This is a genomic window from Sorangium sp. So ce176, assembly GCF_051519835.1.
Lineage (GTDB): Bacteria > Myxococcota_A > Polyangia > Polyangiales > Polyangiaceae > Sorangium > Sorangium cellulosum_G.
Genome location: NZ_CP150371.1, coordinates 6,555,349 through 6,576,999 on the forward strand (window position 1 = coordinate 6,555,349; position 21,651 = coordinate 6,576,999).

The window sequence follows — 21,651 nt, forward strand, 5'->3', positions numbered from 1 at the left end:
TGTTGAGGCAACAGGAAGTTGCCTTTGCGCGTGCGACAGGCAAGATCTGCCGGGGATCGCTGGTAAGAGGTCTGCCCATGGATCGCGAGAGCGCTGCCCCGTCCGCCCGTCGAAGCCGCCGCACCGAGGGCACCCGCGTCGGTGGGCGCGCGGAGCGCGTTGTGTCGGCCGTGCTGTCGGCGACGCACGAGGAGCTCGGGCGCGTGGGCTACGGCGCGCTGCGCGTCGAGGACGTCGCCGCGCGCTCGGGGGTCGCGAAGACGACAATCTACAGGCGCTGGCCGACCAAGGCGGAGCTCGTCGCGGCGTCCCTGCGCGCGGCGAACGAGGAGCAGGAGCCGCCGGACACGGGCACGCTGCGCGGGGATCTCCTGGCCGCGGTGATGGGGCCCGTGCGGATGTACCAGACGCCGACGGGCCGGGGCATCGTGCGGATGCTCCAGACGGAGCGCGCGGACCCGGAGGTCGAGGCGATCTTGAGGGCCCTGCGCGATCGGAGCCGGCAGGTGCGCAGGGCGCTTGTCGAGCGAGGCATCGCGCGCGGCGAGCTGCCCGCGGGCGTGGACACGGAGCTCCTCCTCGACCTGATCTTCGGCGCGACCCATGGGCGCCTCGTCCACCGCGGCGAGGACGTGAGCGAGGCCTACGCCGCCGCGGCGATCGACACAGTGCTCGCAGGCGCCCGCGCAGGGGCGGCACGCCTGCCGGAAGCGCCACGGCGGCCGTAGCGGGGTCGTGCCGCCGGCGGGCGCCGCGAGCAGCCGAGGCGCCTCTCCTGCTACGACTGCCGCACCGGCAGCTCCACCACGAACCTCGCCCCCTGCCCCGGCGCGCTCTCCACGGTCACCGCCCCGCCGTGCGCCTCGACAACGCTCTTCACGATGGCGAGCCCGAGCCCCGTCCCGTTCCGGCTCTCGTCGGTCGTGAAGAACCTGTCGAAGATCCGCGCCTGATGCTGCGCCGGGATCCCCGGTCCTTTATCGCGCACCGAGATCCTCGCCGTCTTCCCCGCCTCCCCGGCTCCCCCGCCCTCCACGGTCACCACCACCGCCTCCCCGGCCGGCGAGAACCTCACCGCGTTGTCCACCAGGTTGAGCAGCGCCGTCTCCAGGTCCGTCTGCCGCGCCCGCATCAGCCGCCTCGGCATCTCGTACCGCAGCACCACCGGCTTCTCGCGGCTCGTGCACCGCTCGACCACGCGCCCCACGAGCGCCTCCAGATCCAGCACCGTCATCGCCTCGCTCGAGGCCTCGATCCGGCTGAGCTCCAGCAGCCTCGACACGAGCCGGTCGAGCCGCTCCACGTCGAGCTCGATGTTCCGCAAGAAGCGCCGCCGCGCCTCGGGGTCGTCCGCCGCCCCCTCGTCGAGCAGCTCCGCGGCCCCACGGATCGACGTGAGCGGCGACTTGAACTCGTGCGCAACGTCCGCCGCGAAGTCCGAGATGTACCGCAGCCGCGCCCCCAGCCGCTCGTTCATCGCCGCGAACGACGCGCCGAGCTCCCGGATCTCGCCGCTCCCCGAGACAGGCACCTCGATGTCGCGCTCGCCGGCGGCGATGCGCTTGGCCGCGCGCGAGAGCCTGCCGAGCGGCCTCGAGATCGTCCACGCGAGCGCCAGCGTCACGAGGCCCGTGAAGAGGCTCGCGACGACGAGCACCCGGATGAGGCCCGACCGGATCCGGTGCAGCTCCACGAGCACCGGCTGCGTCGAGCGGACCACGTAGACAGCGCCGAGCACCCCGCCGCCGCGCCGGATCGGCTCGGCAAGGAACAGGAAGACAGCCGGCGGCTCCTCCCGGACGCGCGTCCGCGCGGCGCGGCGGCCGGCGAGCGCCTCGCGCACCTCCGGTCGATCCGGGATCTCGGACCAGCCCACGCGCGCGCCCTTGCCGATCGGCTGCACCCGCTCGGCCAGCTCGATGAGGTCGGCCGAGCTCGGGCCGTGGCCGCGATCGCCGCGCGACGGGATGAGCACGGGGCGCGCCGGCTCGGGCCCCTCGGGCGGGCCGTTCGCGTGCGAGTCGGCCACGACAGCGCCCGCCCCGTCGAGGATCCGCACGCGCGTGCGCGTGTGCCGCGCGGCCTGGGTCAGCACGTCGCCGTGCTCCGGCGCGTCGAGCTCGAAGCCCCTGTCGAGCCCCGACGCGAGCATCGCCGCCACGAGGACCGCCTGGTTCGCCATGTCGCGCTCGAGCGAGCCGAGGAGCTGCCGCTCGTAAAGGCGCGCGAACTCGAGCCCCGCCACCGGCACGAGCAGCACCACCAGGTTGACGACGAGCAGCCGGACGCGGATCCGGCCGAGCTCCCGGCGCAGGCGCTCGATCATCGCGCGCATCGTACGCCCCGGCGCCGCGCGGCCCGGCTACGCCCCATTCACCTTGTAGCCGACGCCGTGGACCGTCGCGATCGGATCACCGCCAACTGCCCGGAACTTCGAGCGAATCCGGCGAACGTGGGTATCGATGGTGCGCTCCGTGATCAGGTTGTCGTACCGGTAAGCGCGCTGCATGAGCTGACCGCGCGACAGCACCACCCCGGGCCGCTCGAGCAGGGCGCCGAGCACGCCGAGCTCCGTCGCTGTGAGCGACACGAGCTGCCCGAGGTAGCGCGCCTCGTGGCGGTCGGTGTCCACCTCGATCGGCCCGTGGCGGAGGACCGCCGCGCGCGCCTCCGCCGGCGCGGGCGGCGGCGCCTCGGCCCGCCGCAAGAGCGCGCGCACGCGCGCCACGAGCTCGCGCGGCGAGAACGGCTTCGTGAGGTAGTCGTCGCCGCCGAGCTCCAGGCCGACGATGCGGTCGACCTCGTCCGCGCGCGCCGACAGGAACAGGATCGGCGTCCGGCTCCCGGCGCGCAGGCGCCGGCACACCTCGAGGCCGTCGAGCTCGGGCAGCATCACGTCCAGCACAACGAGGTCGACCTTCCCGGGCGCCGCCGCCTCGATCGCGGCGCGCCCGTCCGCCACCGCCGTCACGGTGTAGCCCTCCTTCTGCAGGGCGTAGAGCAGGACCTCGCGGATGCGCGCCTCGTCGTCGACGACCAGGATGTGCTTGCTCACGTCTCGATCGGCTCCTCGGATGCAACGCCGCCGTGCGCGTCGATGGCCGCGCCGAGGCCCTCCACGCGCGCCCAGACCTCGGACACGATACCACCGACGCCCTCGACCGAGGATCCGGCGAAGCGCGCCAGGACGAGCTGCGTGCGGAGCGCCTGCACGAGATCCGCGAGCTCCTCGAGCGCGCGGGCGTCGCGGTCGCGCATCGCCCGCAGGCGCCGGATGTTCTCGAGGTGCAGGTGCGCCGTCGCCAGCGCGCGCCCGGAGCCCGCGCCGCCGCGCTCGATCTCGGCGACGCGCGCCGCGGCGGCGGCCTCGTCGAAGCCGCTCTGGCGGAGCAGCGCGTCGAGCTCGGCGTGGCGGGCGGCGGCGCGCGCCACCTCGGCCTCGATGCGCGAGGCGGCCTCGCGCGACAGGAGCGCCTCGAACGAGGTGCCCGCGCACGCGCTGACCCCCTCGCGCAGCGCCCCCTGGACGCGCGCGGCGGCCGCGGAGGTGCCCGGGGTGCCGCCGGGCTCCGCGCGGCGCGCTGTGAGCGCGACGGGCGCCCAGATCGGCCAGAGCGGCATGCAGAGCGCCGCGGAGAAGGCGGCGCGGCGGCGCTCGCCGCCGCCGACAGCGCGCGCGGCGCGGTAGACCGCCACGGCGCACGCGAGCCCCGCGATCAGGTACAGGACCGAGAGGTCGCGCAGGCTCATCGCTCGCCCCCCGCCGGCCCGTCGCCCGCGGCGCCCTCCTCGTACGGGGACGGGTAGCCGTACCGGTAGTCGTCCGCATGGGGCGGGCACCCGTCGTCGTAGATCCCGAGCGCGGAGCGGAAGCTCCGGACGAGCGCGTCGGAGAAGCTCCCCTCGCGGGCGCGCAGGAACGGGACCGTCTTCTCGCTCGGCCGCCCCAGGTAGGGCCGGAGGATCCACGCGGCCTGGCCGCCGACCGCGAAGAAAACGGCCATGAACGCGATCGCGGTGAGCACGCGGCCCGGGCCCGCGCCGATCCCGCGCACGAGCACGCCGAGCGCGGCGAGGCCCGCGACGGCGTAGGCGAGCCAGGCGACGACCGAGGAGGCGTGGTACCCGAGCCCCAGGTCGATGAGCAGCCAGAGCACGGGCGCGAACGCGAGCAGCACGAGCGAGGAGCGGCCCGCCGACGCGAGGGCGAGGGCGATGACCGACCGCATCGGCCGGGGGCGGCCGAGGACGGCCGCGAGCGCGTGGAGCGCGGGGGCGCTGAGCGCGAGCGTGATCAGCATCGCGAGCGGCACCTTGATGGCCGCGTAGAGGATCTGCTCCCCGCCGCGGAAGCTGCCGATCACGCCGCCGAACACGGCGGAGCCGAGGGCGATGGCGCCGAGCGACGCGAGCGCGATGGCGCGCGTGTCCCGGTCCTCGCGGCAGCTCGCGGCGATGTCGGAGGGCGCCCGAAGGAGGCGGCTGATGACGGCGGCGCTCACAGGGCACCTGCCTTCAGGATCGGGAGCGTCGCCCACCAGACGCGCAGGGCGAGCGCGACAGCGAACCCCGCGAACCCGAGGAGCGCGGCGCCGTGCCCGGCCAGGAGGGCGAGGCTGCCGTTGCCCCGGAGGGCGGCCCGGAGGTCGCGCAGCAGGACATGGACGCCGAGGACGCCGCCCGCCGCGAGGCCGAGCAGCCCCAGGAGCGCCGCTGTCAGATCCGACCCGCTCGTGACGACGAACAGCGCGGCGGCCGGCGCCAGGCCGCCGAGCACGAGGCCCGTCGCCGCGGCGGCGCGCGCCGTGGCCGAGAGCGCGCGGGGCGGGTCGAGCGGCGCGTCGAAGAGCGTGAGGACGATGAGGAGCGCCGGCACGCCGAGGCCCGCGACGGCGACAACGGCGGCGGGTACGCCGGCGGCGTGCTGGACGAGCGACACGCCGCCCTGCCGCGCGCCGAGCGCCAGGCCATAGAGCGACGCGAGGCCGACGCCGATCCCGAACCGGGACATGTCGTCGCGGAGCAGCGAGGGCGACCGCTCGGCGAGGAGCGCGGCTGTCCAGCCGGGGTGTCCGCCGTGCGCCGTGGGCTCGGCGGCGGCGCCGGTCGAGGAGACGGCCGGAGCGCCGTCACGACGCTCCGCGGGCCCGGGAACGCCGGCTTCCGCGCCGGACGCCGGCGATGATGCGATGGGGAGACAGGGGGCTTGCGCCTGCACGAGGACCTCCGTGGGGGTGAGCGCTGGGCGGCACGCCCGGCGGATCGCGCTGGAACAACCGATCCCGCGCGGTCCGCCTGCCCGCCGCCGCAGGCATCGATGGGAGTACCCCCCACCCGAGGCGCGCCCGCGCCCGCGACGAGGAACAGGCGCGGAGAGGTTGTGGCGAAGTTGTGGCAGGTCGCCCGCAGCGGCAGGGGCGCCCGGCGCACAGGGATCAAGCGCCGCGCCGTGCCTCGGAGAGAGGCCGGCCGCTGTCGGCCTGCAGGCCAGCGTCGCGCGCTGTATGCTCGCCGGATGTCGGTCGCCGTCAAGCTGGGGCCCCAGGCCAGTCTCGCGGAGCTGCTGGCCATCCCGGAGGAGCAGCGCTTTCACGAGATCGTCGACGGCGAGCTCGTTCGCAAGGCGGTGCCCAGCGGCCCCCACGGGAGAGCGCAGCGCGTCCTCGGCGGTCGCATCGGCGATCCTTACGACCGGCGGCCTGGCGGGCGGCTCCCGGGCGGGTGGTGGATCGTCACCGAGACCGAGGTGCTGCTCGAGGAGGAGCAGGTCTATCGACCCGACGTGCTCGGATGGCGGCGCGAGCGGCTGCCCGAGCTGCCGGAGACGACCCCGATCCGGATCCGGCCCGACTGGGTGTGCGAGGTGCTCTCGCCCACCACCGCGCGCAACGATCGGGTGAAGAAGATGCGCGTCTACCAGCGATGCGGCGTACCGCATTACTGGATGGTCGATCCCGAGGACCAGACGCTGATGGTCTACCGGTGGACATCCGAAGGCTATCTGCTGATCCTCACCGCCGAGCGTGGCGAGCGGGTCAGAGCAGAGCCGTTCGTGGAGGTGGAGCTGGACATGGACGCGCTCTTCGGGGACGAGGCCGCGTAGCACCGCTCGACTCGTCGAGGCCCGCGAGCTCGGCGTCCTCGGACACGCGGTTGCCGACGAGGCGGTCGAGGAGCTCTCGCGGCAGCGGGCGCATAGACGCCGTATCGTAATGCCACAGTCGGGCCATAATGTCTCACACCGGCCCCGGCGCGCGCGGGCTTTCCGCTGTTCCGCTTCGGCACAACATCTGCTGAGCCGGCATCCGTGATCATCCATGACGTCCGCTGAGCTCGCGGCCCCGAGCGCAGCCTTGATACCCGATCAGGGGTCCTCGGCGAGACGGCTGATTCCGCTCCACGGCGAGCTCCGCATGCGAGACGCCGACGCGCTCTGGCCCGAGCTGTCCTCGGCCGTCGCGGACATCCACGACGGCACCGTGACGTTCGACCTCACGCGCGTCAGCGTCATGGACGGCGGCATCCTGTCGCTCCTTCTGCACCTGCGCGCCGTGCTCGCGGAGCGGGGCGCGCGCCTCGATCTCTCCGGGGCGAACGAGCGCATCGCGGCCCTCATCGAGCTTTACGGCGGCAACGATCGCGTCGCGCGCCCCGCGCCGAGGAAAGCGGAGGGGCTCGTCGTCCAGGTGGGCCGCGCGACCGTCTCCGTGCTCGCGGAGGCCAGGCTCGTCGTCGAGTTCCTCGGGCAGATGGTGGTCGCCGCCGTCAACGTCGCGCGGCGGCCGAGCAGGGGCAACTGGCACGACACGCTCCCGTTCGTCGAGAAGACAGGCGTCGACGCGCTGCCGATCGTCCTCCTCATCAACACGCTCGTCGGCTTCGTCATGGCATTCCAGGCCGCGAAGCAGCTCGCGGCCTACGGCGCCAACATCTATGTCGCCGACCTCGTCGGCATCTCCGTGACGCGCGAGCTCGCGCCGCTCATGACCGCGATCATCGTCTGTGGCCGCTCGGGGGCCGCCATCGCGGCGGAGCTCGGGACGATGAAGGTCTCCGAGGAGATCGACGCGCTGCGGATCATGGGCTTCGGCACGGTCAGCTACCTCGTCCTGCCGCGCGCGCTCGCGCTCCTCGTCGTCGTCCCTGTGCTGACCCTGCTCGCCGACCTCGTGGGCATCGCGGGCGGGATGCTCGTGGCGTCGACCTCGCTCGGCGTCAGCCGACAGGCCTACCTGAACGAGACGCTGATCGCCGTCCACCCCCTCGACGTGGGGACCGGGCTGATGAAGAGCGCGGCGTTCGCCATGACCATCGCGCTCATCGCGTGCCAGCAAGGGATCGCGACCTCGGGCGGCGCCGAAGGGGTGGGGCGCCGCGCCACGTCGACAGTCGTCGCCTCGCTCTTCTGCATCGTCATCCTCGACACCTTGTTCACCGTCATCTTCAGGGCGCTCGACATATGAGCTTCAGGGCACTCGACCGATGAGCGGACCGATGATCGATGTCGTCGATCTCACCGTGGGCTGGGGCGACGCGCGGCTCCTGGAGAGCGCCTCGTTCCGCGTCGAGCGCGGCGACGTGTTCGCGATCCTCGGCGGGAGCGGGTGCGGCAAGTCGACGACGCTGCGCTTCCTCACCGGGCTCGAGCAGCCGCTCTCGGGCAGCATTCACATCGACGGGATCGGGGCGCCGCGCCTCGGCGAGGGCCGCCCGCCGTTCGGCGTCATGTTCCAGCACGGCGCGCTGTTCGGCTCGATGACCGTCGTGGAGAACGTCGCGCTCCCCCTCCGCGAGTGGACGAAGCTGCCGCCGGACGTTGTGCACGGCATGGCGCGCGCCAAGCTGCGCCTCGTCGGCCTGGAGGGAGCGGCCGACAAGCTCCCCTCCGAGCTCTCCGGCGGCATGAAGAAGCGCGCGGCGATCGCGCGGGCCATGGCGCTCGAGCCCGAGCTCCTCTTCCTCGACGAGCCGTCGGCCGGGCTCGATCCCGTCATGTCCGCCGGGCTCGATGAGCTCATCCTCACGCTGAAGCGCGTCGTCGGCCTCACCGTGGTCGTGGTGACCCACGAGCTACAGAGCATCTTCGCGATCGTCGATCAGTGCATCATGCTCGACAAGGAGACGAGGAGCATCATCGCGCGCGGCCGCCCCTCCGAGCTGCGCGAGAGCGATGATCCGCGGATCCACAGCTTCTTCAACCGCACCCCCGAGGCCACCTGATGTTCTCCACGACGAACTACTTCAAGATCGGTCTCTTCGTCCTCCTCGGGCTGGCCGCCGCCTTCGCGACAGCGGTGGCCTTCGGGGCAAACCAGGTCGAGCGGCAGACGCTCGCCTACGCCACGTACTTCAACGAGTCTGTCCAGGGGCTCGATCTGGGCTCGCCGGTGAAGTACCGCGGCGTGACCATCGGGACGGTCGCCGCGATCGAGATAGCGCCCGATCGGCGGCACGTGCAGGTCGTCGCAGAGCTCGATCTCGAGGGCATCCGGCGGCTCGGCCTCACGGAGACGTCGCCGCCGGGCGAGGCGGGCTCCGTCCGCTTCTCGGTGCCGCCCGACCTCCGGACGCAGCTCCAGTCTCAAGGCATCACGGGGATGAAGTTCCTCGCCATCGACTTCTTCGAGGTCGAGACCACCCCGCTCCCCGCGCTGCCCTTCGAGACGCCGTCGAACTACATCCCTGCGGCGCCGTCCCTCATGAAGAACCTCGAGGACAGCATCGTGCGGGCCGCGGACAGCCTCCCCGAGATGGGACAGCAGATCTCGTCCGCCCTGAATCACATCGACGTCATGCTCGGGCAGCTCCAGGACGAGAACCTGGCGGAGAAGACGGTCGCCACCCTGGCGAACATGAACGAGATGCTGGCCGACCTCCAGGGCACCGTGAAGGGCATCAACCAGGCGAAGATCCCCGAGAAGGCGGCGAGCACCCTCGCCAAGATGGATACAGTCGTCTCGCGGCTCGACGGCGTGCTCCTGCGCTTCGGCGGCGACGACGGGCTCGTCGCGAGCGCGACGCGGGCGACGGACGCGTTCGGCGAGGTCGGCCGCAGCGCCCACGGCACGTCGCGCGAGCTCGACGCGACGCTGCGCGAGTTCCGCGAGGCGCTCGAGGCGGTCCGCGATGTCTTCGAGTCGCTCGACAAGGAGCCCGACATGCTCATCAAGGGTCGCGCCGGAAAGAAGCAGCCGTGAACACAGCAAAGGCGCTCTGGTTCGCCGTGCTCCTGGCGGTCCCGGGCTGCGCGCTCACCTCCAAGGCCGAGCCGCTGGCGGTCCGCTACTTCACCCCGGGATGGCAAGCGTCGTCACGAGCGCCCGATCGCGCGAGCGCGGACGGGCCGCGCCTGCGCCTCGGTCGCATCTCGTCGAGCTCTCACCTGCGCAACCGCATCGTGTACCGCTCCTCCGACGTCGAGGTCGCGATGTACGAGGACCGACGCTGGACGGAGAAGCCGGAGGAGTACGTCCGCCGCGCGCTCGCGCGGGCGCTCTTCGAGGAGCGCCCCCTCGTGCAGGCAGTGTCCGGCGGCGGACCGGCGCTCGACGTCGAGCTGCTCGCCTTCGACGAGGTGCACAGCAACGGCGGCCGCGCCGCGCGCGTCGCGCTCCACTACGCCGTGCAGGACGATCGCACCGTGCTCGACACCCGGAGCATGACGGTCGACGTCGAGGTCCGCGGGGACGTCGAGGATCCCGAGAACATGGCCGCGGCGATGGGCGCGGCGCTCCACGAGATCGCGGAGCGCCTCGCGTCGCTCGTGGCGTCGCGGCTCACCGCCGCCGGCGCGGGCGATGCGCGGGCGAGCGCGTCCCCCTGACGGCCTGACCCGGCCAGGCGCGGGCGCTCGACCTACAGCGCCGGCGCGAGGACGGGTCATCGATCCTCTCGTGGTGTGTCCCTCCTCGCCGGCCAGCCCGCGGCTCCGGCGCGGACGTCCGGGCAGGAGGAGGCGCTGCTCCTCGCCGATGCTGCCCCTGGAGTGCGACGCGCGGAGCGCGTTATCGTGGCGCCCGCAGGGAGACCCACGGCGTGAAGGCGAACAGCGACGCGCCCGCCGGCGACCCCGGCGGGCCGAGCGGGGACGAGGGCCGGACGCTGGAGTTCGCCGGGGACCCCAGCGTCCGCGCGCCTGCCCTGGACCGCGCCGCGGCCCGTGGAGCGCCTTCCGCTGCGGCGCTCGCCACCCCCGTGCCCGCGACCCCGGCTTCCCCCGGCCCACACCTCCCGGGCGACACGACGAGCCAGGCGGCCGAGCACGGCAAGCGCGCCTTCGACCAGCCGACGCGGGAGGACGCCGATCTCGCGGCCATGGTGGGGCGGCGGATCGGCGCGTACGAGATCACCGGGCTGCTCGCGCGGGGCGGCATGGGGATCGTCTTCACCGGGCGCGACACGCGCCTCCAGCGGCCTGTCGCGATCAAGGCGCTCCCGCGGGCGGTCACGGACGATCCCGGGCAGCGCGCGCGGCTGCGGCGCGAGGCCAAGCTGCTCGCCTCGATCTCCCATCCCAACATCGCGACCGTCTACGGCCTGGAGCAGGACGACGCCGACTACCTCGTCATGGAGCTCGTCGTCGGCTCCACGCTCTCGGAGCGGCTCTCCCGCGGCCCGCTCCCGGTGATGGAGGCGCTGCCGCTCGCGCTCCAGATCGGCCGGGGCGTGGAGGCGGCGCACGAGGCGGCGCTCATCCACCGGGATCTCAAGCCCAGCAACGTCCTGCTCACGCGCGACGGCAAGGCCAAGCTCGTCGACTTCGGGATCGCGCGGGCCGTGAAGCCGGACGCCGACGACGGCGCGCCCCCGATGTCGTCCACGACGCTCACGCTGCCGTTCATCATCCTCGGCACGCCGGGGTACATGAGCCCCGAGCAGATCCGGGGCCGCGGCGTCGATCGGCGCGCGGACATCTTCGCGTTCGGGGTGCTCCTCTACGAGTGCCTGACAGGTGAGGTCGCCTTCCCGGGCGAGACCGTGGCGGATCGGCTCGCCACAACGCTCGAGCGCGAGCCCGACATGGCCCTCGTGCCGCCCGAGGTCCCCCCGCGCGTCCTCGACCTGCTGCGGCGCTCCCTCGCGAAGGATCCGGCCCGGCGGCTGCCGGACATCGGCCAGGCCTGCCTGGAGCTCGAGGAGGCGCTGCTCGAGCTGCGTCAGACCCGCGCCACGCTGCCGTCGTCGCCGGCGCATCCCGCGCGCGCCGGCGGCGCCGCGGTCGCCCCCGCGCCCGCCGCCGCCCCCGCGCCCGCCGCGTCGGCCCGCGCCCCTGCCGCCCGCGCCGCCGCGCCGGCCGGTCCTGCCGGCCGTCCTTCAGCCGCGGCGCCTCCGCCCGCCGGCCGCCCCGCCTCCGTCCCTCCCCCGCCGGCCAGCCGCGCCGCCGGCCGCCCCGCCGCCGCCCTCGCGCCCGCCGGCCGTCCCTCGGCCGCTCCGCCCCAGCCCGCCCCCGCGCGCGCCGCGCCCCCTGCTGGCCGCCGGCGGCTCGCGCTCGCCGCGGCCGGCGCCGCGCTCGTCGGCGCCGGCGCCGGCGCCGCGGCCTCGGTCGGGCTCCTGCGCGCCCTGGACGCCCCCGCGCCCGCCGCGCCCGCGCGCCAGTTCGATCTCCTGTACCCGGCCCCCCAGGCGCCGCTGACGAGGCTGCGCCTCGCCGTCGCCGACGACGGCAGCCGCGTCGTCTTCGGCGCGGCGGGCGCGGACGGCGTCTTCGGCCTCTGGTACCGGAACCTCGGGGAAGGGCGCGCGTCGCTGCTCCGCGGCACCGAGGAGGGCTGGGATCCGACCCTCTCCCCCGACGGCGAGTGGGTTGCCTTCTACCGCGGCGGCGAGCTCTGGAAGCGCAGGCTCCTCGGCGGCAACAGCGAGCGGCTCTCCAGCGCCGCGTGGTCGGCGGGCGCCGCGTGGGGGACGGACGGGTTCGTGTCGTTCTTCCCGGAGTGGGGCCGCGGGCTGGCGCGCATCCCCGCGCAGGGCGGCGACCTCCGGTTCGTCACCGAGGTTCGCCCGGACCTCGGCGACTTCGCGCAGGTGCTCCCGTGCGTGCTCCCCGGCAACCGGGCTGTCCTGTTCACCTCCTGGGGCGGCAAGAAGGACACCCGGATCGAGGCGATCGACCTCTCGACCGGCGCCCGCGCCACCGTGGTCCAGAGCGGCTCCACCCCGCGCTTTGCCCGCACGCCGCGCGGCGATCACCTCCTCTGGGAGCGCAAGGGGACGATCTACGCGGCCCGGCTCGACGTCGGCGCCTTGCGGCTCGACGGCCCCGAGCACGCCATCGTGGACGGCGTGCTCACCGACGGCACCGATCACGCCTCGTTCTTCGATGTCTCCGACGAGGGAACGCTCGTCTGGGTGCCCGGCGCGGTCTTCCACGAGGAGAGCCAGCTCGCGTGGCTGGGCGACGACGGCAAGGCGGCGCCGTTCATCGACGATCCTCTTCCCTTCGGCGAGCCGCGCTTCTCGGCGGACGGCAAGAAGCTCTCGGTGATCCTCAAGGAGGACACCTACACGGCCTACGTGCGCGAGGAGGGCCGCGGCATCTTCGATCGTATCGTGTTCGACAACGAGGTCGAGTCGGCCGCGATCTCGCCCGACGGCGCCTGGCTCGCGTTCAGCGGCATGCGCGACGGGCGCTTCGGCGCGTGGGTGAAATCGCTCGCCACGGGCGAGGAGCGCCGCCTTGCCGACGGCCTGGACAATTTCGCTCTCGCGGTCGACTGGTCCCCTGACGGCCGGCACGTCGCCCTGTCGATGTCGCCCGACGGCCGCTCCCCCCGCGACATCCGTGTCTTCTCCGTGGACGACCCCGCCCACCCGCGCGACCTCATCGTGGGCCCGTCCGACGACCGTTACCCTCGCTTCTCCCGCGACGGCCGCTGGCTCGCGTACACATCCGACGAGGCCGGTGTCCGTCATGTCTACGTTGTCTCGTTCCCTGACGGCAAGGTGAAGCGGCAGATCTCGCCCCGCGAGGGCACCGAGCCCGCCTGGGCCCCCGACGGCACGCGGATCTATTACCGCGCCGAGGGAAAGCTGTACGCGGCGCCCGTCTCCCCCGTCGACGCGCGCCCTGTCGGGCCGCCTGTCGTGATCCACGACAGGCCGTTCGGGCAGGCCGATCCGGATCTCCAGAGCTACACCGTGGCGCCGGACGGGAGGATCTTGCTCGTCGCGCCCTCGCCGCCGAGGACGCAGGTGACCCACATGCGCGTGATGCTCGGCTGGGACCAGCGCCTGCCCTGAGCGGCCCGGCCCGCGGGACAGACGGCCAGCGGGACAGAGACATCCAGAGGAGGACAGAACTCGCCGCCTCCCTGCGCTGCCCGAGCGGGCTTGGCCCTGCTTCCCCGTCGCCCGGCCTCATGTCGTTCAAAAATCCACTCCTGATGACAAGCCTGTGGGCGTTCACACGATTGGATTGCATCCAGGGATGACCGCGGTCCACCTCTACCCCTCTTGACGCGACGCACAGGAGAACCGCCTCCAGCCTGGTCATCCCCTGGGCTTGACGAGATCCGCGGGCCGGCCGATTGGAATTGACACATCACATGTGATCGTTCACATTCGAACCGTTAGGATATCCTTTTGCTTCGCTCTCGTGGTCTCGTCGCTTCCACCGAGACCTTCGTCATCTGAACGATATCGGCAGCAATTGCGTTCGCTCTGCCGTCCCGGAAGCGAGCGCCGATCGATGGAACGCGGCGTGTTGAGAGGGGTTTCCGCAGAAGAACACGACCGGCCTCGCCTGCTCGGCGCCTGTCGTGAGCTCTGTACATCGGTCACCACATCGGTCACCGAGAACGATGGCTTCATCATCCGGAGAAGCGGCCGGATGGCAACCGCAGGCTGTGGCGTGAGGCGGCGTGCCATCGAAGGGGACCACGCGCCCCGCTCCGGCGAGCACGATGGTCGTTGCAGCGCTGGTCACCCGAACGGAACTGCCCAGTCACCAGAGGTCAGTCAGGAGACAATGATGACCCTACCGTCATTTTCGATAACCAGCATGACGCGCCGCAGTCGGGTGCTAGGCGCGGCGCTCTGCGTCACGACGCTCCTGCTCGCGGGGTGCACGGGCTCCCTGGGCCACGGCGAGGAGGACGAGAGCCCCAGCCCTGCGCCGAGCGGCGGCGTGGCCCGCGGCATCGACATGCCGGGCGCGCCGCGATACCACCGGCTCGTGCGCCTCACGAACTCGCAGTGGGCGAGCAGCGTGCAGGTGGTGCTGAACGTCGCCCCTCCCTCGTCGCTGGCCGACGGGTTCGAGAAGCCGGTCGCCGGCACGACGGACTTCACGAACAACGAGCACCTGCTGAGCGTGAACCAGCGCTCGTGGAGCGACTACCAGTCGGCCGCGGAGGAGCTCGCCGAGGAGGTGACGGCGTCGGATGATAAGCTCGCCGACGTCTACCCGGGCACGGACGCGGCCGGCTTCATCGAGACCGTGGGGCGCCGCGCGTACCGCCGTCCGCTGACGGACGCCGAGGTCGCCGGGTACACGGCGCTCTTCGAGACAGGCGCGGCGATGTCCGGCACGAAGAGCACCTTCGCCAAGGGCGCGCAGCTCGTGATCCGGACGATGCTCCAGTCGCCGCACTTCCTCTACCGCACGGAGCTCGGCGAGGCGCGCAAGCCGCTCGACGGCTACGAGATCGCGGCGAAGCTCTCGCTCTGGCTGCGCAACGCCGCGCCCGACGACGAGCTGCTCGACAAGGCGCCCACGCTCACGACGCCGGAAGCGATCGCCAAGGTCGCCGAGTCCATGCTGGAGGAGCCCGCTGCGGCCAAGTCCATGCGGTACTTCCATCGCGAGCTGCTCCACTTCGACCGCTACGCCACGATCAGCAAGCTCGGCGTGCCGAGCTACAACGAATCGTTGAACGCGGAGTACGAGGAGAGCGCGTACCTGTTCTTCGAGAAGATCTTCACCGACGGCCTCGGTGTCAGGGACATCCTCACATCGACCAAGGGCTTCGTCGGGCCGGGGATGGCGAGCCTCTACGGCCTGTCGGCGAGCGGCCGCGACATCGTGGAGCGGGACCTCGGTCCCGATCGCGTCGGCTTCTTCTCGCAGCTCCCTTACCTGACGCTGAACGCCCTGAACGACGAGTCGGACTCGATCCACCGCGGCGTCAGCATCAACCTCGACGTGCTGTGCACGCCGCTCGGCGCGCCGGCTCCCAACATTCCGCCGGTCCCGCCCCTCGAGCCCGGGCAGACGAATCGTCAACGCATCACGCAGCTCACCTCCGCCTGCGGTGGCTTGTGCCACAACGAGCTCATCAACCCCGTCGGCTTCGCCTTCGAGCACTTCGACGGCATGGGGCAATACAGGGACGAGGAGAACGGAGGCTTGCCGATCGACAGCAGCGGTGTCTACTCCTTCTCCGAAGGAGCGAAGCCGTTCGCGGATGCCGGCGAGCTGATGCACTACATGGCGGACGGCGAGCAGGCGCACCTCTGCTACGCCAAGAAGCTGGCGAGCTTCGCGCTCCAGCGCGACGTCATCCCGTCGGACTTGCCGCTCGTCGAGACGCTCGCCAAGGTGAGCCGCGGCGCCAGCGGCTCGGTGAAGGAGATGATGCTCGAGCTCGTGAAGGACGAAGCATTCCGTACTCGCGTGGGAGGCCCGCTGTGAACTCCAAGATCGTGACGAACCTCAATCATCCGCACGTCGCGCCCCGGCGCGGCATCAATCGACGCGCGTTCCTGCGCGCCGGCGGCGTCGCCATCGCCCTTCCGTTCCTCGAGGGCCTGCCGTCGCGCTCCGCCTGGGCCGCGGACAGCTCGCCCGTGTTCAGCCTCTACATCGTGGCGGCGTGCGGCGTGGTGGGTAGCAAGTTCTTCCCGGAGAAGACTGGCGCGCTCACGACAAACGGGCTCGCCGCCATGACGGAGAAGGCGACGCACGTGCTCGCGCCTCACGCCTCGAACCTGCTGTTCATCCGCGGGATCAACTTCCCCATGTCGGGCCCCAGCAACTGCGGCCACGCGCAGGGGCTGTGTCAGGCGCTCACCGCGCGCCCGGCGTCAGGCGGCGGCAAGACCGCATCCTCGAGCGGGGTGTCCGCGGACATGGTGATCTCCGAGCTGGTGAACGAGGGCGGCGCCGAGCCGCTCACGCTCTACGCCGGCAACCGGAGGAACGGGTACATCGCCGAGCGCATCTCCTTCAAGGGCGGTGGCTCCGGGCAGGTGCGCTCGGCGGACGACAACCCGTACACGCTCTACGCCAAGCTCGTCGGCCTGACGGGCAACGGTGGAGGCGGTAACAGCGGCACGCAGGTCGCGGATGAGCTCATCCGCAGCCGCAAGAGCGCGAACGACTTCGTGAGGGAGGAGCTGAACAGCCTGATGCGCATGTCGGCCCTGAGCTCCGCGGACAAGCAGCGCCTCCAGCAGCACTTCGACTCCATCCGCGACGCCGAGGTCACGATGGGCGAGATGGGCGGGACCTGCACCCAGGCGGGCCTCGCGACGTCGGAGCTCGAGGCGCTCAAGGGTGGCCTCGCGTTCAAGACGGACGGCATGATCGAGGACGTCGCGAAGCTCCACCTCGAGCTGGTGGCGCTGGCATTCGCCTGCAACTTCAACCGCGTGGCGACGCTGCAGCACGGCGACGGCACGGATCAGACGAAGTATGCGGTGCCGTCGAACGCGTCGCTCGGCTGGCCCTTCCACCACCTCAGCCACCGCGTGCAATCGGACGCGTCCTCGGGCAACAACCCGACGGCCGAGCAAGCGCACGCCGAGATCGACGTGCTCCGCATGCAGACGCTGCTCCACGGGCTCGATCAGTTCAAGGCGCGCGGCCTGTTCGACAAGTCCATCATCATGTGGACGAACCACGTCGCGGACGGCCCGTCGCACAGCTTCCGCAACGTGCCGACGATCATCGCCGGGAGCGGCGGCGGTTACCTGAAACAGGGGGAGTACATCGACGCCGGAAACGTCACGAACAACCGCCTCTTCAACGGCCTCATCGCCGCCGCCGTTCGGGACAAGACCGAGTGGACCGAGAACTTCGGTGAGGGTCAGGGCTCCGGGCCCATCGACGGCATGCTCGCCTGAGCGCCATCGCCGGACGGCGAGCAAGCTCCAGACGAACAGCGAGCTCGGGCGAGCCGGGCGCCGGACGCGGCCGTCGCCGGCCCGTCCGGCCGGCATCTCATCCGATCCAGACCGTTCCGCACCCCCCAGCCAACCCGACGTGCCCGAGGCGTCCGCGCCCCATCGCCCCGAGGCGACGGTCCTTCATGGGCTGGTTCGAGAGACCTCGAATCGCTCAGGTTCCTCGAGGAGCGCCCCGCCGAGGAGCGGTAGCCCTCGGCAGGATGGCTGAGCGCGCCTCGAGGGCTCCAGATTTCCGTCCACCAGCGCCCCGCTGAAAGCGCCGAGCTCGGTGCAGCCGGCCGGCCCGGTCGTGGGCCACGCGTGGTGATCCGCACCGACTTGCGCAAAGCGCACGAGTCGTCGTTCGCGCCTCGAGACCGAGATCGTTGTCGGCTCGACTAGCACCGCAAGCTCGGCGTGCGCTGGCGATGGAGCGGAGCGCGTCGGCGCAGCGTTCGGCAGCGCAGGCGCAGCAGGCCCAGCAGCGGCAGACTCAGCAGCAGGCCTGGCAGCAGCAGGCCCAGCGGGCCGAGGTGCAAGCTCTGCACACGGCTTGGGCTGCCTCGCTGCGCGGCTCGGCGGCTCCGGCATCACGAGCGCCCGCCGTGACGGCGAGGCGCGAACACGCCGTTGTCGTTTGGAATTGACACAGAAAATGTGAGCGCTCACAATGCCTCACCGCTACACTTTCACTGTAATCGTTCACGGTCCAAACCGTCAAATGCAATGATTCCGAACACTTGCAAGGCCGAGCGGGCTTATGAGGCCAAGGGGCGATGGGCTCGTAAGTGCCCGAAATTGCGCATGAACGCTATCCGCCACGTGAACGATCACATGTTGCTCGGCCCTGGATGGGTCGTCATGTGCACCGAGACCTCCGTCCCTCCGATCGATGTCGATCTCGGCCTCGGCCCTCGACCTCGGCACGGATTCCATTCGCTCGACCGTCTCGGACACTGTCGCTGATGAGCCCTTGATGGGCCGGGCTGTGATTGCGGCGGAGCGCCCCAACGAGAAGCGCCGGAGCGTCATCGCCTGAGCGCTCCACGACCTCTGGCAACACCTGACGATTCTTCAGGAGAGCAGCGAGGACCAGGAATGGCCATGATTACAAGATCCCTCCAGCACAAGCTCCTCATCGCGGGACTGCTACTTTGTAGCACGACCGCCATCCCGTCTGAATCCATGGCGGACAACCCCATCGTACAGACCATTTACACCGCCGACCCTGCCCCCATGGTCCACGACGGGATTCTGTACCTCTACACCAGCCATGACGAAGACAGCGCTTCGACGTTCTTCGGGATGAACGACTGGAGAGTATATTCGTCCACGGACATGGTGAACTGGACCGACCGCGGATCACCGCTGAAATACAAGGATTTCAGCTGGTCGAAGGCGGATGCCTGGGCAGGTCAGGTCACCCACAGGAACGGGAAGTTCTATTTCTACGTCCCCACGACGAGCAGGACGCTCAACAGGATGGTCATCGGCGTCGCCGTGTCGGACAGCCCTGTCGGTCCGTTCGAAGACGCCCTGGGGCGGCCGTTGATCACCGCCAATTGCGGCGACATCGATCCGACGGTGTTCATCGACGACGACGGCCAGGCCTATCTCTACTGGGGAAATCCCAACCTGTGCTACGTGAAGCTGAACGAGGACATGACCTCCTACCAGGGAGACGTCGTGCGCGTGCCCATGACCGCGGAGAGCTTTGGAGAGCGCACCGGGAGCGCCGAACGACCGACCCTGTACGAAGAAGGTCCGTGGCTCTACAAGCGCGGTGAGATGTACTACCTGGCGTATCCGGCTGGCGGCATCCCCGAGTACATCGCCTACTCCACGAGCAGCAGCCCCACCGGCCCATGGACGTACCGGGGGGTCATCATGCCCACAGAGGGCGGCAGCTTCACCAATCACCCGGGCATCATCGACTACAAGGACAGCTCGTACTTCTTCTATCACAACGGCGCTTTGCCGGGCGGAGGAGGTTATCACCGCTCGGTGGCCGTCGAGCGATTCACATACAACGCCGATGGTACCATCCCGACGATCACGATGACCGAGGCGGGCCCGCCTGGCGTCGGCACCCTCGATCCGTACGTCATGACGGAGGCCGAGACCATTGCCTGGGGATCCGGAGTCGAGACCGAGGCATGCAGCGAGGGTGGAATGAACGTCACGTCGATTGAAGACGGGGACTACATCAAGGTGAAGGGCGTCGATTTCGGTCCCGGCGCGGCGTCCTTCGATGCAAGGGTGGCCTCGGCGACCAGCGGCGGCAGCATCGAGCTGCGCCTCGACAGCGCGACCGGCACGCTGGTGGGGACCTGCAAGGTTCAGGGGACCGGCGGCCTCCAGACCTGGGTTACGGAGTCCTGCGCGGTCGACGGTGCGACAGGGGTCCATGATCTGTATCTGACGTTCACCGGCGGGAACGGTCCCCTGTTCAATTTCAACTGGTGGAGATTCACTCCGCTCGACGCCTCGGATCCGGCAGGCAGCGGGGGCGGTCCGAGCACGGGTGAAGGGGGAGCGACGGGCAGCGGCGGCTCGGGTGAGGGTGGGAGCGTCAGCAGCGCAGCAACGACCGGCAGCGGCAGCGGCACGGGCGGCGCTGGCGCCGCCTCACCTGACGGCGCCGGCGAGGACGAGGGCGGGTGTGGGTGCCGGGTGCAATCGGGGCCCAGCTCCCCGGCGGGCGTGCTCGCCGCCTTGACCGCGCTGGGCGCGATCGTCGCGCGGCGTCGTGCGCGAAAGGCCGGGCGGAGCGGGGCCGCTGCGAGCTGACAGCGCAGGTGCCCGCAGCGACGATGCAGCGGGCGCGTCCCGGCACGTGGTGAGAGCGCCGGGGTCGGACAGGGTCGCGGTCGGTGCGGCTGGCTTGGAGAGAGCCGGGACAAAGGGGAGCAGGCACGGCGAACGCCGGCCCGAACCGCGCGCCATCGCGTGGGACAGAAGAGCAGAGCGTGGAGAGGATGCGATGAGATCAGTTTTTGCTTTGACAATGTGCGGCTTGCTGGCTGGCTCGTTCGTCACGATGGGCTGCAGCGATGACGACGGCGGGGGCGGGGCCGGTGGAGGCGCCACGACGAGCAGCTCGAGCAGCGCGTCGACGAGCGGTACCGGGAGCGCGAGCGGCACGGGAGGATCGGGCGACGCGGGCGGCGGAGGCGACGCGGGCGACGCGGGCGGCGCGGGCGGCGCAGGCGGAGCGGGCGGCGCAGGCGGCACAGGCGGCGCAGGCGGCGCGGGCGGCGCGGGCGGCGTCGAAGAAGTGGACATCGGTCCCGGTCCGGACGAGAGCTGCTCGGGCTGCGCCCGGCTGGCCGTGCCGCTCACCGAGGTCGACACAGGGACGCTGTTCCAGTTCGACATACCGGAGCTGATCGACCTGACCGGCGCCACCGTCACGTTCCGTGTGAAGGTGTACGCCGGCACCGGCGGCGGCGTGCAGACGTTCGTACAGAATGGAGGCGCACAGGCCTGGATAGGCATCCCCTGGGCGTGGACGGACCTCAGCAGCCTGCAGGAGTGGACAGAGCTCACCATCGACGTCGATGCCGCCGCCGCTGCGGATGAGTCCAAGACGTTCGACAAGGCCCAGGTAAGGCGCATCGGCCTGAGGGTCGACGCAGGTATCTCAGGGCCCTGGGCCAACCCGACCGTTGTCTACGTCGACTCCATCACGGTCACGAGGCCCGGCGGCGACGGCGGCGCAGGCGGCGCAGGCGGCGACGGCGGCGCAGGCGGCGCAGGCGGCGCAGGCGGCGCAGGCGGCATGAGCGGCGACGGCGGCGCAGGCGGCACGAGCGGCGACGGCGGCGCAGGCGGCACGAGCGGCGACGGCGGCGCAGGCGGCACGAGCGGCGACGGCGGCGCAGGCGGCGCGAGCGGCGACGGCGGCGCAGGCGGCACGAGCGGCGCCGGTGGCACGAGCGGCGAGGTGGTCCACGTGTTCGGTCCGTTCGAGTTCACGAGCGATCTGCAGGGGTTGGGGGTCGGTGACTACAGGATGGTGCCAGGCTCGAGGCTGGATCTCCTGGGCGAGTGAACCAGGTTGCCTGTGGCGCTCGCTCTCGCGCTGCTGCGCGGGGCGAGCGCCCGCGCCCGCCTCATCGCCGATCGAGGGAGCGCGCATTTCGGTGCGCCCCTATGCGCGCTCTCAGACGCGGGCTGCAGAGGCGGCGTCCTGCTGCAAGCGGGCGATCAGCGTCACCAGCACATCGAACGACATCACGGCATTCGAGTGCATGGTGTGGAACACCCCGCCATCCACATCCAGGATCTGCGACCGCTCTGCCCAGAGATTGGATGCGACGTCGGCAATGCGTCCGATCGCGATGGACTTCCCCTCGATCGTGAGGTGGCCGCGCGTGTGCTCGATCCTCTGCATCCCTCTGCATCGGGTGGTCCATGTTGCGGGACGCGAACAGGGTCTTGGACAGCGCCACGCTGTCGGGCAGAGCCCGGATGCCAGGCCGCCCTCGCGGGCATGAACTCCCCCGATGAACGACATTCGCGACATCAGCCACGACGAGGCGC

17 protein-coding genes are annotated in these 21,651 nt (G+C 71.3%); 11 read left to right on the forward strand and 6 right to left on the reverse strand.

All coding sequences use genetic code 11. The features are described 5' to 3' along the window. The first annotated feature begins 77 nt into the window (after nt 1–77). Nucleotides 78–728, forward strand: a complete 651-nt coding sequence (locus tag WMF42_RS24560; protein ID WP_081427098.1) for a TetR/AcrR family transcriptional regulator — start codon at nt 78–80, stop codon at nt 726–728. A 50-nt stretch (nt 729–778) separates the two neighbouring features. On the opposite strand, the gene WMF42_RS24565 is transcribed toward WMF42_RS24560, so the two are convergent. The 5 genes from WMF42_RS24565 to WMF42_RS24585 are packed head-to-tail and all read right to left on the reverse strand — an operon-like array spanning nt 779 to nt 5,218. Next, nucleotides 779–2,326, reverse strand: a complete 1,548-nt coding sequence (locus WMF42_RS24565) for a sensor histidine kinase (protein WP_437685080.1) — start codon at nt 2,324–2,326, stop codon at nt 779–781. 36 nt (nt 2,327–2,362) lie between these two features. Then, entirely contained in the window at nt 2,363–3,055 is a 693-nt protein-coding gene (locus WMF42_RS24570; protein ID WP_061611377.1) for a response regulator transcription factor, read from the reverse strand. Next, nucleotides 3,052–3,750 carry a hypothetical protein gene (locus WMF42_RS24575; RefSeq protein ID WP_437685083.1) on the reverse strand — a complete coding sequence of 233 codons (699 nt, stop codon included), beginning with the start codon at nt 3,748–3,750 and terminating at the stop codon, nt 3,052–3,054. The genes WMF42_RS24570 and WMF42_RS24575 overlap by 4 nt, the downstream gene beginning before the upstream one ends. Beyond that, nucleotides 3,747–4,502, reverse strand: a complete 756-nt coding sequence (locus WMF42_RS24580; protein WP_437685085.1) for a hypothetical protein — start codon at nt 4,500–4,502, stop codon at nt 3,747–3,749. Before WMF42_RS24580 ends, WMF42_RS24575 begins: the two co-directional genes overlap by 4 nt. Further along, nucleotides 4,499–5,218 carry a hypothetical protein gene (locus WMF42_RS24585; protein ID WP_437685086.1) on the reverse strand — a complete coding sequence of 240 codons (720 nt, stop codon included), beginning with the start codon at nt 5,216–5,218 and terminating at the stop codon, nt 4,499–4,501. Before WMF42_RS24585 ends, WMF42_RS24580 begins: the two co-directional genes overlap by 4 nt. Nucleotides 5,219–5,515: 297 nt before the next feature. Here WMF42_RS24585 and WMF42_RS24590 point away from each other — a divergent pair, with 297 nt between their 5' ends. The 10 genes from WMF42_RS24590 to WMF42_RS24635 all read left to right on the forward strand — a co-directional run bounded on the left by WMF42_RS24590 (nt 5,516) and on the right by WMF42_RS24635 (nt 21,160). Beyond that, nucleotides 5,516–6,103, forward strand: a complete 588-nt coding sequence (locus tag WMF42_RS24590) for a Uma2 family endonuclease (RefSeq protein ID WP_437685088.1) — start codon at nt 5,516–5,518, stop codon at nt 6,101–6,103. Between the two features lie 214 nt (nt 6,104–6,317). Further along, nucleotides 6,318–7,463: an ABC transporter permease gene (locus WMF42_RS24595; protein ID WP_437685090.1), complete on the forward strand. Its 1,146-nt coding sequence runs from the start codon at nt 6,318–6,320 to the stop codon at nt 7,461–7,463. 19 nt (nt 7,464–7,482) lie between these two features. Beyond that, on the forward strand, nt 7,483–8,220 hold the full coding sequence (locus WMF42_RS24600) for an ABC transporter ATP-binding protein (RefSeq protein ID WP_437685092.1): 738 nt from the start codon (nt 7,483–7,485) through the stop codon (nt 8,218–8,220). Beyond that, nucleotides 8,220–9,197 carry an MlaD family protein gene (locus tag WMF42_RS24605; protein WP_437685094.1) on the forward strand — a complete coding sequence of 326 codons (978 nt, stop codon included), beginning with the start codon at nt 8,220–8,222 and terminating at the stop codon, nt 9,195–9,197. Before WMF42_RS24600 ends, WMF42_RS24605 begins: the two co-directional genes overlap by 1 nt. Further along, nucleotides 9,194–9,823, forward strand: coding sequence for an ABC-type transport auxiliary lipoprotein family protein (locus WMF42_RS24610; RefSeq protein ID WP_437685096.1), 630 nt, complete (start codon nt 9,194–9,196; stop codon nt 9,821–9,823). The genes WMF42_RS24605 and WMF42_RS24610 overlap by 4 nt, the downstream gene beginning before the upstream one ends. A gap of 212 nt (nt 9,824–10,035) precedes the next feature. Continuing rightward, on the forward strand, nt 10,036–13,239 hold the full coding sequence (locus WMF42_RS24615) for a protein kinase domain-containing protein (protein ID WP_437685098.1): 3,204 nt from the start codon (nt 10,036–10,038) through the stop codon (nt 13,237–13,239). A 760-nt stretch (nt 13,240–13,999) separates the two neighbouring features. Continuing rightward, nucleotides 14,000–15,631 carry a DUF1592 domain-containing protein gene (locus tag WMF42_RS24620; protein ID WP_437685100.1) on the forward strand — a complete coding sequence of 544 codons (1,632 nt, stop codon included), beginning with the start codon at nt 14,000–14,002 and terminating at the stop codon, nt 15,629–15,631. Next, nucleotides 15,628–17,064, forward strand: a complete 1,437-nt coding sequence (locus WMF42_RS24625) for a DUF1552 domain-containing protein (protein WP_061607895.1) — start codon at nt 15,628–15,630, stop codon at nt 17,062–17,064. Before WMF42_RS24620 ends, WMF42_RS24625 begins: the two co-directional genes overlap by 4 nt. 1,140 nt (nt 17,065–18,204) lie before the next feature. Continuing rightward, nucleotides 18,205–19,896, forward strand: coding sequence for a glycoside hydrolase family 43 protein (locus WMF42_RS24630; RefSeq protein ID WP_437685102.1), 1,692 nt, complete (start codon nt 18,205–18,207; stop codon nt 19,894–19,896). A 217-nt stretch (nt 19,897–20,113) separates the two neighbouring features. Continuing rightward, nucleotides 20,114–21,160 carry a hypothetical protein gene (locus tag WMF42_RS24635; protein ID WP_437685104.1) on the forward strand — a complete coding sequence of 349 codons (1,047 nt, stop codon included), beginning with the start codon at nt 20,114–20,116 and terminating at the stop codon, nt 21,158–21,160. Nucleotides 21,161–21,271: 111 nt separating this feature from the next. On the opposite strand, the gene WMF42_RS24640 is transcribed toward WMF42_RS24635, so the two are convergent. Then, nucleotides 21,272–21,502 (reverse strand): hypothetical protein, encoded by a 231-nt coding sequence (locus WMF42_RS24640; protein ID WP_437685105.1) that lies wholly within the window; start codon nt 21,500–21,502, stop codon nt 21,272–21,274. Between the last annotated feature and the right edge of the window lie 149 nt (nt 21,503–21,651).